Below are 17,466 nucleotides of genomic sequence, written 5' to 3'. Positions count from 1 at the left end.
GAGGATAACCTCTGCCACTAACTTAAGTTAAATAACCCTCTCCCCCGAATTACCCGCAAAAATAACCATAAATGGATAATGGTTAAGCCGCATAAATATCCTTATAATCTCCGTCCCTTTTCACGTCTTAAGTTTAAGCTGGAGGTTAAATGGATCTCAGCCGGAGGCAGTTCTTTCGGATCTGCGCGGGCGGTATGGCAGGAACAACTGTTGCATCTCTCGGATTTTTATCTTCTTTTTCCGTTCAGGCGGAAACACGTCAATACAAACTCTTAAAAGCAAAAGAGACGCGAAATAACTGTACTTACTGCTCAGTGGGCTGCGGCATGCTGATGTACAGTCTTGGCGATAATGCGAAAAATGTCCGCGAAAGTATTTACCACGTTGAAGGTGATGCCGATCATCCCGTCAGCCGTGGTTCGCTGTGCCCGAAAGGCGCAGGCGTGCTTGATTATATTCACAGCGAAAACCGTTTGCAGTATCCGGAATATCGCGCACCCGGATCGGATAAATGGCAGCGTATAAGCTGGGATGACGCCATTGAGCGTATTGCCCGCTTAATGAAACAGGATCGTGACGCCAACTTTATTGAAAAAAATGCCCAGGGCGTAACGGTCAACCGCTGGACCACCACCGGCATGCTGTGCTCTTCCGCAGCCAGCAACGAAACGGGGATCCTCGACGGTAAATTTACCCGTGCGCTGGGGATGGTGGCGATCGATTGCCAGGCGCGTTTGTGCCACGGTCCAACTGTTGCGGCGCTGGCACCGACCTTCGGGCGCGGTGCGATGACCAACAACTGGGTGGACATCAAAAACGCCAACGTGGTGCTGATCATGGGCGGGAACGCCGCCGAAGCGCACCCGGTCGGGTTTAAATGGGTGATTGAAGCCCAGACCCAAAATGACGCCACGGTGGTGGTGGTTGACCCGCGCTTTAACCGCAGCGCCGCAGTAGCGGACTTTTATGCGCCGATCCGCGCCGGTTCAGATACCGCCTTTTTGCTGGGGGCGATTCGCTACCTGATTGAACACGACCAGATCCAGCATGAGTACGTGCGTCATTACACTAACGCCAGCCTGATTATCCGCGATGATTACGCCTTTGATGACGGGTTGTTCAGCGGTTACGACAAGGCAAAACGCCAGTATGACAAATCAAGCTGGTTCTATCAGCTCGACGCCCAGGGCAATGCGCTGCGCGATGACACGCTGAGCCATCCACGCTGTGTATGGAATCTGTTGAAAGCCCACGTTGCGCGTTACACGCCGGAGATGGTCAGCCGTCTGTGCGGCACCAGCGTGAAAGATTTCACCCATGTGTGCAGCCTGCTTGCCAGCACCAGCGTACCGGATCGCACGGCAACCATTCTCTATGCGCTTGGCTGGACGCACCACTCCGCAGGGGCGCAAATCATCCGTGCCGCCGGGATGCTGCAACTGCTGCTGGGGAATATCGGGATGGCGGGCGGCGGGGTGAACGCCCTTCGCGGCCACTCCAACATTCAGGGGTATACCGATTTAGGCTTACTCTCAACGAACCTGCCGGGCTATATGCCGCTGCCGTCGGAAAAACAGCCCGACTACCAGACCTATATTTCACAAATCACGCCGCCTTCGCTGGGGCTCAACGAAGTGAACTACTGGCAAAACACGCCCAAATTCTTTGTCAGCATGATGAAGAGTTTCTGGGGCGATCGCGCAACCGCAGAGAACAACTGGGGTTACGACTGGCTGCCGAAATGGGACCGCCTGTACGACGTGATGACCCAGGCCGAATTGATGCTGGAAGGGAAAATCAACGGCTATATCGTGCAGGGCTTTAACCCGCTTGCCGCCTTCCCGGACAAAAACAAATCCTCCCGCGCGCTGGCGAAGCTGAAATACATGGTGGTTATTGATCCGCTGGTGACGGAATCCTCGACGTTCTGGCAGAACCACGGCGAGATGAACGACGTTAACCCGGCGGACATCCAGACCGAAGTGTTCCGTTTGCCGTCTTCCTGCTTTGCGGAAGAAGATGGCTCCATCGCCAACTCCGGGCGCTGGTTACAGTGGCACTGGGCGGCGGCGGAACCACCGGGAGAAGCACTGCACGACGGCAAAATTCTTGGCCGTCTGTTTATGCGCCTGCGCGAGCTCTACCAGCAGGAAGGCGGGGCGAACCCGGCACCGCTGCTCAATATGTCCTGGGATTATCACGATCCGCGCGACCCGCATCCGGAAGAGATCGCTCGCGAAGCCAATGGCCGTGCGCTGCGCGATCTGTACGACGACAAAGGCGTGCTGATTGCCAAAAAAGGCGAACAGCTCAGCAGCTTTGCCCAGTTACGCGCCGACGGATCTACCAGCAGTTTCTGTTGGGTCTATTGCGGAAGCTGGACGGAGCGCGGCAACCAGATGGCGAACCGCGACAACAGCGATCCCTATGGCCTGGGTTGCACACCGGGCTGGGCATGGTCATGGCCTGCCAACCGCCGCATTCTCTACAACCGCGCCTCAGCGGATCCGTCGGGCAAACCGTGGGACGCGAAACGCGCATTGCTGCACTGGGATGGTCAGCGCTGGGCGGGGATGGACGTTGCCGATTACAGCCAGGCGGCGCCGGACAGCCATGTCGGGCCGTTTATCATGAACCCGGAAGGGGTCGCACGCCTGTTCTCTATCGACAAAATGAACGACGGCCCGTTCCCGGAGCACTACGAACCGATTGAATCACCCATCGGAACGAACCCGCTGCACCCTGCGGTGATCTCCAGCCCGGTGGCGCGCATCTTCCAGGATGATATCGCCAATATGGGCAAAGCAGACGCCTTCCCGTATGTCGCCACCACGTACTCCATCACCGAGCTGTTCCGTCACTGGACTAAACATGCGCGGTTGAATGCCATCGCCCAACCGGATCAGTTTGTCGAGATCGGTGAAGCGCTGGCGCAGGAGAAAGGGATTCTGGCGGGAGACACCGTGAAAGTGATGTCGAAACGCGGCTTCATCAAAGCCAAAGCGGTGGTCACCAAACGTCTGCAAACGCTGACCATCGACGGGCGTCAGGTGAATACCATCGGTATTCCGTGCCACTGGGGGTTTGAAGGCGCGACGCGCAAAGGATTCCTCGCCAATACGCTGACACCGTCCGTCGGGGATGCGAACTCGCAAACGCCGGAATATAAGGCGTTTTTAGTCAATGTCGAGAAGGCGTAAGGAAACGAAATTATGTCCATGCAATCACAAGACATTATCAAACGCTCGGCGACCAACGGCCTGACGCCGCCGCCGCAGGCGAGAGACTTCCGCGCGGAAGTCGCCAAACTGATCGACGTCTCGACCTGTATCGGCTGCAAAGGCTGCCAGGTGGCCTGTTCAGAATGGAACGACATTCGCGATGAAGTGGGCTACTGCGCCGGGGTGTATGACAACCCGCTGGATTTGAGCGCCAAATCCTGGACGGTGATGCGTTTTAGCGAAACCACGCAGAATGACAAGCTGGAGTGGCTGATCCGCAAAGATGGCTGTATGCACTGCGCGGAACCGGGTTGCCTGAAAGCCTGCCCGTCGGCGGGTGCAATCGTGCAGTATGCCAACGGGATTGTGGATTTTCAGTCCGAGCACTGTATTGGCTGCGGTTACTGCATTGCCGGGTGTCCGTTTAACATTCCGCGTCTTAACCCGGAGGACAACCGGGTCTATAAATGCACGCTGTGCGTCGATCGCGTCAGCGTGGGTCAGGAGCCAGCCTGCGTAAAAACCTGCCCGACAGGCGCTATCCATTTTGGTACCAAAGCCGAGATGCTGGAGCTGGGCGAGGCGCGGGTTGCGCAGCTGAAAAAGCGCGGTTATCCGCATGCGGGCGTGTATAACCCGCAGGGGGTGGGCGGCACGCATGTGATGTATGTGCTGCACCATGCCGATCAACCGGAGCTGTACCACAATCTGCCTGCTGAACCGAAGATTGATGTGCCAGTTAATCTGTGGAAGGGCGTGCTGAAACCGCTCGCCGCTGTCGGTTTCATGACCACTTTCGCTGGGCTTCTGTTCCACTATATCGGTATCGGTCCGAATAAAGAGACGGATGATGACGAGGAGGATGCGCATGAGTAAGAGTAAGAGCAAGATGATCCTGCGCACGACGTTTATTGATCGCGCATGCCACTGGACGGTGGTGATTTGTTTCTTCCTGGTGGCGTTGTCCGGTATTGCGCTGTTTTTCCCGACGCTGCAATGGCTGACGCAAACCTTTGGTACGCCGCAGATGGGGCGGATTTTGCACCCGTTTTTCGGCGTGCTTATCTTCCTGATCCTGATGTTTATGTTTGTGCGCTTTGTGCATCACAACATTCCTGACCGTCAGGATCTGCCGTGGATCAAAGGCATTGTCGAAGTGCTGAAAGGCAATGAGCACAAGGTGGCGGATGTCGGCAAATATAACGCCGGGCAGAAAATGATGTTCTGGACCATTATGAGCATGATTTCGCTGCTGCTGGCGACGGGTGTGATTATCTGGCGGCCCTATTTTGCCCACTTTTTTCCTATATGGATGATCCGCTGGAGCCTGTTGGCGCATGCAACGTCGGCAATCGTCCTGATGCTCGCCATCCTGGTGCATATGTACATGGCGTTCTGGGTGAAAGGTTCAATCAAAGGGATGATTGAAGGCAAAGTCAGCCGACGCTGGGCGAAGAAACACCATCCCCGCTGGTACCGTGAAGTCGAAGCGGCGGAAGAAAAACAGCAGCAGTAACCCTCTTACCGCCCGGCGTGCGTGATGGCGTCGGGCGGCTTGCCTTAAGCCAGTCGAATTATCGTCTATGATTGTTCTCGTGACGGCGCAGCGTTGCGCGGTGTCGGTCCGTGGATAAAAGAAAAAGGCGCGATTCGCAATTATTGCGTCAGGTGCGGCTTTACAGGCGATAAAGAGGACTCTATGTCTGACGATAAACGCTTTTACATCACGGCAGGGCATGGCCAACAACTTGGTGCAAACTTCGACGGCGAAGGCGTCAATTTCGCCTTGTTTTCCGCCCATGCGCACCGTGTGGAACTCTGTTTGTATGATCCCAGCGGTAAGAATGAGATAGCCCGGCTGGATCTCCCGGAAAACACCCATGAGATTTGGCACGGCTATGTTCCCGGCCTGCAACCTGGCGCGCTCTACGGTTACCGGGTACATGGCCCGTTTGATCCGGAAAACGGGCACCGCTTTAACCCTCACAAATTGTTGATTGACCCCTATGCCCGCGAGATTGTCGGCGACATTCAGTGGAACGCTGCCCATTACGCCTACGAACTGGGGCATGAAGATAAAGACCTGACGTTTGATACGCAGGATAGCGCGCCGTTTACGCCCCGCTGTCGGGTTATCGATCCCTTCGCCTTTGACTGGCAGGATCAGGCGCGACCCGCCATTGCGTGGCCACAGGCCGTGATATACGAAACGCATGTAAAAGGGTTTACGCAGCTAAATCCCTTGCTGCCGGCAGAGCTTCGCGGCACGTTCGACGGGATGGGGCACCCGGCGTCGGTGGATTACATCAAAAGCCTTGGTATTACCGCTGTTGAGTTGTTGCCGGTGCACTGGTTTCCGGACGATCAGCATTTGCTCGACAAGGGCCTGCGCAATTTCTGGGGCTACAACACACTCGGGTTCTTCGCCCCGGCCACACGCTATTACGGGCCGCGGGGGATTCAGGGGGTACGCGATATGGTACGGGCGTTTCATGACGCGGGTATCGAAGTGATCCTCGACGTGGTTTACAACCATACGGCGGAAGGTAATGAACTGGGGCCAACGCTCTCCTTTAAAGGAATCGACAACTTCTCCTATTACCGCACGCTGTCCGATCAACACCGCTATTACATTAATGACACCGGTACGGGCAACACCGTCAACACCTCCCATCCCAGAGTGTTGCAAATGATCATGGATTCGCTGCGTTACTGGGCTGAATCCATGCATATCGACGGCTTCCGCTTTGATTTGGGCACGATCCTTGGTCGCGAGCCGGAAGGGTTCGACCAGCGCGGTGGTTTTTTCGATGCCATGACGCAGGATCCGCTGCTGTCGAAACTGAAGCTGATTGGTGAACCCTGGGATATTGGTCCGGGCGGTTATCAGGTGGGCGGCTTCCCGCCGGGTTGGGCGGAGTGGAATGACAAATACCGTGACACGCTGCGGGAATACTGGAAAGGCGATAACGTATCGACGGATTTCGCCGCCCGTTTGCTGGGATCCGGTGACTTGTACGATCAGCGCGGGCGTCGCCCGTGGGCGAGCGTCAACTTTATTACCGCGCACGATGGTTTTACGTTAAACGACCTGGTGTCGTACAACGAAAAACACAATGAGGCCAACGGCGAGGAGAATAAGGACGGGCACAATGATAACCGTTCATACAACTACGGTGCCGAAGGGATAACGGAGGATGACGGTATTAATGTTGTGCGTGAGCGGCAAAAACGCAATTTCCTGGCAACGTTGTTCTTTTCCCACGGGACGCCGATGTTGCTGGCCGGGGATGAGTTTGGTCGCAGCCAGCAGGGGAACAATAACGGTTATTGCCAGGACAGCGACATTTCCTGGATCCACTGGGATGCCCAGCAAAGGGATGGCGAACTGCTGCTGGAATTTACCCGTCAGGTGATTGCGCTTCGCGCGTCGCAACCGCTTCTGCGCCGGGCAAACTGGCGCGATGGTATGGTTATACAGTGGTACAACGCTGGCGGCGGCGAACAGCTACCCGAGCAGTGGGATGAGGGCTCGACGCTGGGTGTTTACATCAGCCGTCCTGACCTGCAAACGACGCCGGGTATCTGGCACGATGTGCTGATGCTCTTTAATCCCTTTGAAGGGACGGTGCCGTTTTGCATTCCACAGATCGGTGAAGGGGGCTGGGTGCTGGAGTTATCCACGGCGGATACGGAAAAACACGGGTTCGTCATTACCGGCGAGCACGATTTTGAACTGGAAGGGCGCAGCATTGCGCTGTTTCGTCGCCCTTAATAAACCCGCGCGCCTGGCGGAACAGACCTGGCGCGCTGTCGTTACCCCCGAACCAGTAACTTGCCGCGAATCAGCAGAAGAAAGGTTTTCACCATCAATAACGCGATCACCAGATTTGCGCCAATAAACAGCGGGAACGCCATCCAGTAAAGCGCGCCGCCGGGTGCGGCATGACCCATTTTAATGGAGGTGGTGGCCAGCGACGCGACGCCGAACGAGAAGCTCCAGAATGACGGGTTAAACGCCTGTGCGCTGTACCAGGGGATCAGGCGGATCATAAACAGCATTTGCAACAGGCCATAACCGAATAACAGTTTGGCGAAGACATCCACCTCGCCGCCATTGACGCTTAACCAAGCGCTACAGGCGACAAACGCGGGCGCCATCTGAATGCCCAGCGACGTGCGCACTGCCGGGGGCATCTCGTCCAGGTTGCGCATCCGGCTCAAAATGGCGGGTTCCAGGCTCAGCCAGGAAAACAGCCCCGCGCCAAGAAACAGGATCCCGACATCGTTGAAACCCAGCGCACCGCAGGCCATGGCGCTGATAAAATTGTTGGCGACCGTCGGCAAATACAAGCCTGGCGTTGTGGCTTCTTTCGGGTGTTTACCGCGCCACAACCCGGCCGTTTGCCAGGCGGAGTAGGCGAGTTGTACCGTAACGGCCACTAAAAAAAGCGTGAATGCGAGGGGATAATTCCACGGAACAATGCCGATGGCCACCAGCATAGACGTTGCCGGGGCCAGACTCACAAAGCTGCTTTTCAGCGGATGGGTTATCTCTTCCAGCAGGGTGTGGCGATGGCGCACCAGGCGGGTGATAAAGGCCGACATCAGTACCGCCCAAATCACGATGGCGAGGAGGATAAGCGTGGTGGCGGGCACAGCACTGACGGGCCAGATTGTGGCGGCAAAGCGCCAGGAAAAGCCAAGCCCGATAATACCCAACACGATACCGAAATAACCGGCGGGCAGATTTAGGGGTGATTTTTTCATCACCTTACTCCTGATAATAATGGAACCTGTATTGAAACCGCAGGCATTATAAATGATATTTTGTTTGCATGTTTGTTTTATCACCTGGGATCGTCTCCTTAGCGCGTTTTTTCATCACGGTACAGGGTGTTTTATTATTAGTTTTTATAAAACGCACTCAATATTCCCCTGCATTAAAATTAATAAAATAAGTAATCATAAGAACGTTGTTATTTAATTTATTAAGTTACGCTTTTCATTATTTTTATGTTCCGGGCTGGCGGTGTTACCTATTATCAATTATCAGATGAAATATCTGATTTTGTCCGTTCGTTGGTATCAATTGTCACCCAGTTATTTATTCTTAAAACATTAGCGTGCTGTTTCAATTCAATAACAGGAGGCGTCGTGCCTGCATATGCCCGTGTCTCCCAATCAGTAACTGCTGAACATGTGTCTGATGCCGTCCGGGACATGGCATCGCCGCAGTGGCACCCGGAGGAGGATGATCTTCCTGCCACGCGCAGTGCCGGTAGCGCCTTTCGCGGAATGTTATGGCAGATGACGGCAAATATTGCCCGCAATACCTTCGATGAACTCCTCGACAGTTACGCCGGGGCCGCTGAAGCTTGGCAGGGCCTGGTACGTCTGGACACACAGAGTCTTGACTGGGAGGAACTGCTGCGCCAGGCCGCCGAGGCGATGCTGCAACATGAGGCATTGCTTCCCCCGGGCATTCGTGAGCAAGTACGTGAAAGCGCCCAATTTGTGCTGCGCTTCGTCGCGTTTTATCAGGAACAGAACGACGTGGCAGACAGGGGCGAACTCGCCACGCTCATGACGCGCTACAGCGATATTTTCCCGGAGGGTGGGGTTAAGGCGGTACAGGACTTGCTGTTTATTTTGCAACATGCCCGGCGTGTTTCTCAGGGAACACTGCCACAGAGGTTGCAGTCGGTGCATGACATGCTCGGCTCCGACTTACTGCATTCACTGCCGTTTGCAGCGCAACTGCGTGTGAATATTGCGGCAATTATCACCGCATCGGGTTACTGGCAGATGGCAGAAACGCTCTGGGAAGAGACACAGCAGATCAATGCCAGCGCGGGATCCGTAACAGAAAAAATGCAGCAGGTTGCTGCGCTGTTGCTGCGTCAACAACCATACCTCCCCGTTGAATGGCAGGAGGCAGTGGGGGTTATCAGCGCTGTGCAACGGCAGGTGGCTGCACTGCTGGCACAGCCGGAAGGCAGTGAGAGTTCTATGCTGGAACGCACGCAGCGGGTGTTGCAGTCACTGAGTTCGCTGGTGAACTCGCCGGTGGTGGTGGCATGGTTGCCTGCCCTTATCCGTGAGCACCTGGAGGCGTTGCTCAACCAGGGAAGGCTGATCGTGGGGGCGTTAAACAGCCTGCTCTCTGGCGGTCATTCCTTGTCGTTCGAGGATTATCTGGCGCAGGTGCTGGCGCTGGGTGATGCCATTGCGCCGGAACTCTTAACCCCATTGCGGACACTGGCGACACAAATCCGCCACATCGTTGCGCCGTGGCAGGATGCCACATTCCCGACGTGGCCGGAACCGGCGACGCCTGCGGCCATGCTGGGGTGGTTGCAGAGTGTGTTAATGCACCCGCTGTTTCGCGAAACCGTGCTACCCCGGTTGCCGGAGGAATACCGTCAGGCACTGACCAGCGCACTGCACTTGAGTCAGCAGGCGGGTACGTTTCCGGTGCAGGGCACAACCCATGAACAATTACAGTGGCTGCTTACACAGATCCATAATCCGGATTTGCGACAACTGATGGCGCAGGCCGGACTGGAAACATATCTCACCACCCTGAGGGAGCAACTGAGTGGCGATGCGGCGTCAGAGTTGTTCAGTCTGTTTCTGCAACTAATTAACCCGAACCAGACCGTGGCCCAACGGCTGGGAAATCTTATCGCCGGTATTTTTCGCGGTAGCGTACTGACGGGGGCGGTGAGTGCGGGGTTACGCTGGATGCCCGGTGGCCAGGTGCTGGAGCCGCTGTTCCGGCTCGGTATGCACTGGTATCAGCGCACCCTTCTGGCGCCGACATGGGCCGCGACGCTCGGTAATTTTTTACGGGTTGTGCAGGAAGACCTCTCCGGCAACGTGCTGGTGATGGACCTGGTCGCCCGTCTGACCGGCGTCATGCCGCCGTCGGCGGCGGAGGCCATGCGCACACTGCAGACCATTCACGCGTTCCAGCTACAACGCGATCTCACCACGCCGGATGATACGCTGCGCTGGGTACTGGCTGGTGCGGTGCACTATCCCGAACTGAAACCCTGGTACCAGAACTACCTTAACCTGATGCTTGCCTGGTCGGTGAAAAATATCCTCGAAAGCAGAGATGTGCGCACGCAACAACAAGAGGTGGCGCATCTGCAGGCGCGGTTATCGGAGCCGGAATGGCAGCTCTGGCCTGGCGTGGCGCAGCTTTCCGCTTTGCTGCCGTTACTGCCACTGCTGCCGGCGATCCGCGAAGAGCTGGGCGAACGGACCTTGCCCACGGGGAACTCGTGGCTGGAATGGAGCGCCGCGGTTGCCGATATCCTTGCTGCCAGCGAGCACCCGGCACTCCAGCAGGTACGCCGGCAACTGGAGCAGAACATTGAGGCATGGATAAGCGATACCCTGCTGCAGGGAATGACCGGCGACGCCAGGAGAAGGCTGCTCACCTCACGGCGGCTGCCGGAGCGCTGGAGCATGGCGGGTATCTCGCCTGAAGGCATGCGGGAAGAGGGGGATATCTGGCTCAGCGGCGGCGAGATGTTTATTCGCGAGCAGGGACGCATGTATCGCGTGGAGCCGGATGCGGAACACGGCGTGCTGCGACTGATAAAACCCGGAGAGACACACGCCAGTGGGGCATCGCCGCGCGTGCTGCGTGAAGACGGACGCTGGCGGCTTGACCTCCGTCCAGCCGCTGGTCTGCCAGGCGGCAGCCCGGTAGCCGGTATGGACATGAGCGGAGGTATTATCCGCCTGGGCCAGGATGACATGGACTGGCTGGCTTCAGAAGAGACACAGCGGGTGGCAAAAGTCGCGACAGGCGTGGGGCTGGGGATCTGGTGGCTGGGCACATTGTATGCGTTCTGGCGCAGCTACCATCAGCCGGCACCAGCCTCTTACCGCGCAGCGCCACAGGAAGCTGCGCCAGCGCAACCTCCGTCGCATGAGGCCGCCGCACGTCTGCTGAACCCGCCGGTAACAGAGACCGTGGTGGAGATGGGCGAGCCCCAAAACACCGATACAACGCCGGGCCGCTGGCAGCGTGCTGCCGCGCTGGGCAGGCGCTATCGCGTACCGCTGGGTATGACCGCGCTGGGGGCCATCTCCAGTGCGGCGTATTTACAGTGGCTGTTGCGAAACCCGGAGCAGGACGTTCTGAGCGAAGAGGATTTGACAGCGTTGCAGGCCGTGCTGGCGCAGAGGGATTACCAGATAGTCATTGACCTTCCGCAGCCGGAAAGACATGACCGGGTCCGCCGGGCCGTGGGGCGAAGACTGTTGGCCGATGAGAGCACGACACCCGCGCCGGAAGCGGAGGAAAAAATATGGCCGCCGTTACCACGTAGCACACGTGTTGATGCTGCGCTGGAAAAGGCCGTGCGTGAGGCATTTCCGCCAGCGGGTAAGTCCGACGGTACTGTCGCTGATTACAAAATGGATCTTCTGGACGAAACAATCTATACCCTGCGTGGACTGGACTTCCTGTTCGTTGCTGACAGCTACCGCTATATTGATATCTATTCGAATACTCCGGCGGGTATCACCGCGCGGGTTTATGCCAAACCGTCATTACTTGATACAGATAATGTTTCGCTGCCAGTTATTTATAAACATGACACCCATAAATGGTTTCTTGATTCCTCTCAGGAGGAATCACCGCAAGAGGGAGTAACAACGTTACCGCCTAAAGTGAAGAACAAAGCAGGACTAACGACAGCCTCTTCATCACTGATTCAGCTTGCCGGAAGTTGGGGCACGGGTAACACTTTTCAGTATATTGAAATGGCGACGGGTCAGGAGGGAGCAATTTATCAGGATGATAAATTTTATATCTGTCTGCAGGGGAAATACTGGCCGTTTATCTTTGTCAGCGATGAAGTGGGGGCGATTGTCACCGGCGCAGGCGCAAGTAAAGTCTATGTCGTGCGCAAAGAAAATACATGGGATACGGCGACCACGATCAGACCGATGGTTATGCCCGGCGTCTCTGTCATCTCGCTGGCGGTAGAAGAGCGGGTTGAAAAGGAGTTTGACCCGCGTAATGCCATGCAACCCTCACCTGGCGATTTTAAGACGCAGAAGGAACATGGAATTTACGAAGCTGCATCTTGTGAAACCTTTATTTATGCCGCCACTAACTTTTGGCCAGTGACGCTCGCCAAAACGACGCCTTCATCAACGAGGTACGATAGCGCAACGATTTATGAAAAGCCTGGTGACAGTACGGCTAAAACAATCCATGTCTATAAAGATCGGTTGAGTCAACTATGGGAAGATAGTGATCAAACGCCGACCACCGGAACCAGAAAAAGGCCTAAAAATACCACCGCGTCGGCGTGGTTAACAGAAGAGGCCAGGCTCTGGGATTATGATACCCGCACGGCGGGTTTTCCGGCCTCTTTGGAGGGCGATGGCGGAATTTACCGTCAACCTAATGGCGATCTTTATATTTTTCTGGATAAAGCCTGGTGGCCATTTGTTTTTCTTGGTGGCAATGTGGGGGTGATCTCGGCTAAGAAGAATGGCGCAACGGTAAATATTATTACGCATAATTACAACGGTGAGTGGGAGTATGCTGGGGAAAGTACCGCAGAGGTGTCTCCGGCCATTGGCGATTTAATTAATAGATCGCTGATTAACATGGAGATTGCCAGAGAAACGCGTCATGCTTTGTTTCAGATACTGTCCGGTCATGAATTTGTTAGCTGGAATGCGCTGTTACAGCTGCTTGTAAAGATTATCGAGCAGGAGTTTTATCGGGTTTATACACAGCCCAATCATCAAAAAATAAAAAATATCCTCTTGCTCAAGAAGAAAGTAATACGCCTACAGCAACGGATGCACCATACAGAACAATTGCTGCCGGGCCTAAAAAATGAGTGGAACGATGCATTGCTGGATACTTATTATAGAGCATTTTCGACCGGGTTTGTTGATGCAACGGAAATTTATGCTGCCTGGCATTCTCGTATTGTTGTTCAGGATATTAGGAAAAAGAAAAAAGTGTTGGAGACTTTTAAGATTCACCTTAAGGTTGATGAGGTACACAAGGAATTAGTTGAAGCAAATGCAAAAAGAAATGAGCTTCTGCGTACTATGCATACTGGTTTTCAATCCCCGCATGACAATCCCCAAGCGCTACTTGCGGCAAAAGAATACGAAAAAATTAAAAAATTGATACCGAAAGGAGAACAACTGCAGAAGATCGCGAATAACATCACGAATAAAATTTCTGAATATAACAAGCTGATTAAACAGCATAGCGACAAATACAAAAGCTATGATCAAGGGGAAGCGCTGGCAAAAAAAACACTGGGTCCCAAACTGGCGCTCTCCACTGATCAAGATACAACTTCAAAGATTGTTGAAGAAGCAATCATTGCTCTCGCACTTCAGGAAGTCGAAATGGTAATAAAAGAGAGGGACGCATACAGTGAGAAAGACCTTGAGGAATTAAATACAATAAGGATTGCCAGAGATTTGGTTATACGAATGTCCGAGCAACAAAGTGCTTTTAACTACCTGGTGAACCGGCTAATGGCTATTAATATTGAAAAAAATACGCTGTCAAATGACTATAACGATATTATTTGGGCAAATGAGCAGGCAGAAAAAACAAACAAAAACAATTTGCATTTTGATGAAAATTCAGAAATTTTATCTTTCCTCGCACCTACGCTCTACTGGATTTTGAAAAATAAAAAAACACCTAAGGATCTGCAAGGACAGGATTTTAACAAAATAGTTGATGATTACTATTCAGATATTTATCACCTTAATCCCCTAACCCAGATCGCTAAAATTCCTGAGGGGTACACTCCACTTTCTGGTTTACTGGACAGTGAATATTTTTCTGAGCAGAAAGAGTATGTCAATCAGTTTAGTGTCTATAAAGAAAAATACAGTGCCTATGATGCCAGCGAGATGACAAAAAATCTGTTATTAATCTCCGGATTAACACTGGCTGATATTCTCGCGAAAACAAAGAAAAGGTTTCGCATCAATGTAAAAATGTCAGAACATGATGAGGATATCCTACCGGGGGAAATGCTTTTCGTTCAATTACATGATGACCGGTGGATTTTCTTTTCACTCTTTCCTGACGCGTTGTTTAGTAAGGTTTATACGTCTGCGGAAATGTCAGCAAATGCTTATTTGTCCAAAATTACTACTCTGGCACCTGTTGCGTTGAAAGGTGTAACGTATGGCCCTGTCTATTCAGAAGATTTTTTCAGTGAACGGTTTGGCAAAAAAGAGTCGGGTTCTTTATGGAGTTTTGACTTTAAATGGCGGCATGTTAGAACAGCGTTGTTGAGCACTGTTTATAATGATGAAGGTGAACTGAAGTTCCCAACGCCTTTCACAGAAGATAAATATTATGGATTGACTCTTGATTTAAAAGAGAATGCAAGTCAACCGCATGAAAACCTGGTGAAAACATTAAATACCAGTCTGGTGTCTATGTTTAAAAATACGGCGGATGCCCGTAAGAAGTCACTTTATACCCCGTCGGTACTACAGCAGATTGCATTTGCAATGGTTCCTTTTTATCGCGAGATTTACTATCACGATAACGATCCGGAATATAAAATTGACGTCGACTCAGTTCTGCTTGATGTCATTGGTATTGTTTGTGTGGCAGTGGGCGCGGGCATTAAAATCGCCGCGGTGCTGAATAAAATAAGAGTGATAGCGGAACTATTAAGTCAGGGAGTGAAACACGGGTTAGTAGGTAAGGCGCTACTATCCTATGTGATCAGGGAATTGGCTAAAGATGTCGCGTTCAGTGCGTTGAAGGTTTTAAAAATTAGCGTGATAGCGCTGATAGACCTTATTGACCCGCTGGCGATCAAAGATATCGCAAAATTTACCGTTCAGCACTTTAATAAATCCAAAAGTCTTCGTTCGCTTATTCCTGATGCTCAGCAGATTTCACAAGCGCGCGGGATTAATAAAAAATACGCACGTACAGATATAAATATAATGAAAATGTCTAAACAGAAAATAAATGATACTGATGTTTATGTACCTTCTGTTTCTCAGAACAGTAACAAAGAGTATTACATCAGCGTTGACGACAACATCTATCAAATACGCTGGGATAATGCGTCCGATACATGGCGTACGGTCGATCCGAAAAATCCGGGACGTTTTGCGTATGGCGAACCTGTCATCTTTGAGAATGGACAATGGAAAATCAATAAAACCTACGGCGGGCTGCGTGGCGGCGGTAAAGGTGCGTCACGTCTTGCAGCACATGCGGACGATGAGGTGACGATGGCAGCACAGCCGATGCGTGAAGGTTTACCGCAGGAAAAAGTGCTGGCAAACCTGGACGGAGCATCGGTTTTTGATGCCCGTGAAACCCTGACAAGGCTCCGGAAGGTAAGGGAAATAGAGGATGCCATCCAGTCCCCTCTGGGGAAAGCCAATTCTGTTGCGCCTTATGTTGCTTCGTTTCTTCGGAAGGAAGGCTTTGAAAAAATCCGCTATCGCGGCATCGCGTTTTTCGCAAACGGTATGGACAGGGTGCCGAAGAATCACTATGTGGTGCTGGGTACCAAAGGGGGCGGCGATTATGTCTTTGATGTGACTGCAAGGCAGTTTAGTAACATTTATTATGAGCTTAATGCACCAATTATTTTGCCAGAGTCATTATGGGCGCAGAAATATGCCAATCTCACAAGCCGGAGTCTGATTAAATACGGTGACTACCGCTCACTTTCCACTGCCATGACTGATTTTGACGGACGCAGTAACTATTTTTACTATGGCCCGAATTCCTTTATCCCCAATGCGTTTGTCCTACGGCGGCCACGCTGGTATTACCCGGCAGATGCCGCCGCAAATGCTGCGGCAGATGCTGCGGCAGCGGGAAGAGTGAAATCCCCGCCGGCAGAAGATATTAAGGGAGCCAACCCTAAACGAAAAGGCAGGCCCAACCGTGAAGATTTCATGGTGGATGGCAAATTTGATGAGGAGGCTTATAACGAGGCACGCTACGGAGAAGCCAGAAGGAGACTGGCAAATACCAAGGACCTGGATGATGTGGGGCGCCGCAGAAAAGCGGCTGAGGTGCAGCTTAAGCTTCTCAGTGAGGAGGAAGTTAAGTCAGTCAAAGTCATTGGCGAAGCGAATGACAGTTTCACTCTGACCACCATTCCTGACAAGCCGGCAGAAACATTAGCCCTAAACTCACATGGCTGGTTTACCGGTGTCAGTGGTAAATACCGACTGCCGGAAAATAAGGAGCTGATTTTTCTGGGACCGCACGGAAAAACGCTGGCCGAACCGCCGGGCAATCTTCCAACGGTAACGTTGCTTGCCGGTGATGCCGAGCCGATATTTTATGCCAGCCTGATCAGAAATGTTCAGAAAAAAGTGGCTTCCGAATTTACTGAGTTAACTGCGGGCACTACGAGTAAAGGTCGGGTGATGGATTATTCATTAATGCACTATGAGAAAACACCGCAGGAAGAGCTGACACTGGCGGTGCTGCTTAACAGGCAAAATGCGTTGCGTGAAAATATTGACATTTTATCCGTAACACCTGCAGCCGGAAGAGACAAAAAACTGAGTGATGTGCTGAATGCGATAGATAAAACAGGTATTTACGGGAAGTACAACTACAAGAAATTAATCTTCGTTGCCTGCCGGGAAGATAAACGACGGGGGGCAATCAGTGCCGCTCTGGGAGACTCGTATCAGATTCAGTTTAAAGAGACAAAATCGGACCTGGCGGCACTGTCGTTGGATGAGACCTCCGTTGCCGGGGCGGGTAGCAATGCGGGTGCGGCGAAGCCACTTGCCCCTGGCAACGCGAAGGCTCTTGTTGGGGAGTCGCTCCCTCGGGTGAGAAGAAGCATTCCGCACTCAGGACCGACAGAGCCAACCACGTTAATGCCAGAAACAACCACGGCAGATGAGTACGAAGCAGACAGTGATGAGAGCGAGTTCATCGACTTTGACGGTATTCTGGTATTCGAAAAACTGACCATCACCATGCCGGATAAAAAAATGACGTCAGAGGTGCTTGGCATTCTGCCGTATATCAATCCCCCTCTTTCTAACCGGAAAGCGTGAAAAATTATCTCCTTCACCGATGAACAGCGCGCACTGTCCGATTTGTGTGGGTTGTTACCGCGTTTACTGTGTGAAAAATCCGATTTCCCTCTCGCCGACGACCTCGATTGCGACAACGTCGCTCATGCTTAGATAAAAAATCTGACTGTGGTGATGC

The 17,466-nt window shown here is 52.9% G+C and carries 6 protein-coding genes; 5 read left to right on the top strand and 1 reads right to left on the bottom strand.

The genetic code is table 11. The features are described from left to right. Positions 1-149: 149 nt before the first annotated feature. From fdnG to glgX, 4 genes are all read left to right on the top strand, one after another. A complete protein-coding gene (gene fdnG, locus N7922_RS12935) occupies positions 150-3,200 on the top strand; it encodes a formate dehydrogenase-N subunit alpha (RefSeq protein WP_263096642.1) in 3,051 nt (1,016 codons plus the stop codon). Between the two features lie 12 nt (positions 3,201-3,212). Beyond that, positions 3,213-4,097 carry a formate dehydrogenase subunit beta gene (fdxH, locus tag N7922_RS12930; protein ID WP_263096641.1) on the top strand — a complete coding sequence of 295 codons (885 nt, stop codon included), beginning with the start codon at positions 3,213-3,215 and terminating at the stop codon, positions 4,095-4,097. Beyond that, positions 4,090-4,737, top strand: a complete 648-nt coding sequence (gene fdnI, locus N7922_RS12925) for a formate dehydrogenase-N subunit gamma (RefSeq protein ID WP_263096640.1) — start codon at positions 4,090-4,092, stop codon at positions 4,735-4,737. The genes fdxH and fdnI overlap by 8 nt, the downstream gene beginning before the upstream one ends. 183 nt (positions 4,738-4,920) lie before the next feature. Then, on the top strand, positions 4,921-6,996 hold the full coding sequence (gene glgX / locus N7922_RS12920; protein ID WP_263096639.1) for a glycogen debranching protein GlgX: 2,076 nt from the start codon (positions 4,921-4,923) through the stop codon (positions 6,994-6,996). Between the two features lie 41 nt (positions 6,997-7,037). On the opposite strand, the gene tehA is transcribed toward glgX, so the two are convergent. After that, complete coding sequence (gene tehA, locus N7922_RS12915; RefSeq protein ID WP_263096638.1) at positions 7,038-7,991, bottom strand: dicarboxylate transporter/tellurite-resistance protein TehA; 954 nt, start codon at positions 7,989-7,991, stop codon at positions 7,038-7,040. 387 nt (positions 7,992-8,378) lie between these two features. On the opposite strand from tehA, the gene N7922_RS12910 reads away from it, so the two are divergent. After that, a complete protein-coding gene (locus tag N7922_RS12910) occupies positions 8,379-17,309 on the top strand; it encodes a putative adhesin (protein ID WP_263096637.1) in 8,931 nt (2,976 codons plus the stop codon). Positions 17,310-17,466: the final 157 nt, after the last annotated feature.

This window comes from Kosakonia sp. ML.JS2a, from assembly GCF_025642095.1.
In the GTDB taxonomy this organism is placed as follows: Bacteria; Pseudomonadota; Gammaproteobacteria; order Enterobacterales; family Enterobacteriaceae.
The sequence above is the reverse complement of the archived record's forward strand: the minus strand, read 5'-3'. Positions and strand labels throughout refer to the sequence as shown.

Coding starts and splice junctions, on each gene's coding strand:
- fdnI (WP_263096640.1), top strand. CDS start 4,090: ATGAGTAAGAGTAAGAGCAAGATGATCCTGCGCACGACGTTTATTGAT.
- fdxH (WP_263096641.1), top strand. CDS start 3,213: ATGTCCATGCAATCACAAGACATTATCAAACGCTCGGCGACCAACGGC.
- tehA (WP_263096638.1), bottom strand. CDS start 7,991: ATGAAAAAATCACCCCTAAATCTGCCCGCCGGTTATTTCGGTATCGTG.
- fdnG (WP_263096642.1), top strand. CDS start 150: ATGGATCTCAGCCGGAGGCAGTTCTTTCGGATCTGCGCGGGCGGTATG.
- glgX (WP_263096639.1), top strand. CDS start 4,921: ATGTCTGACGATAAACGCTTTTACATCACGGCAGGGCATGGCCAACAA.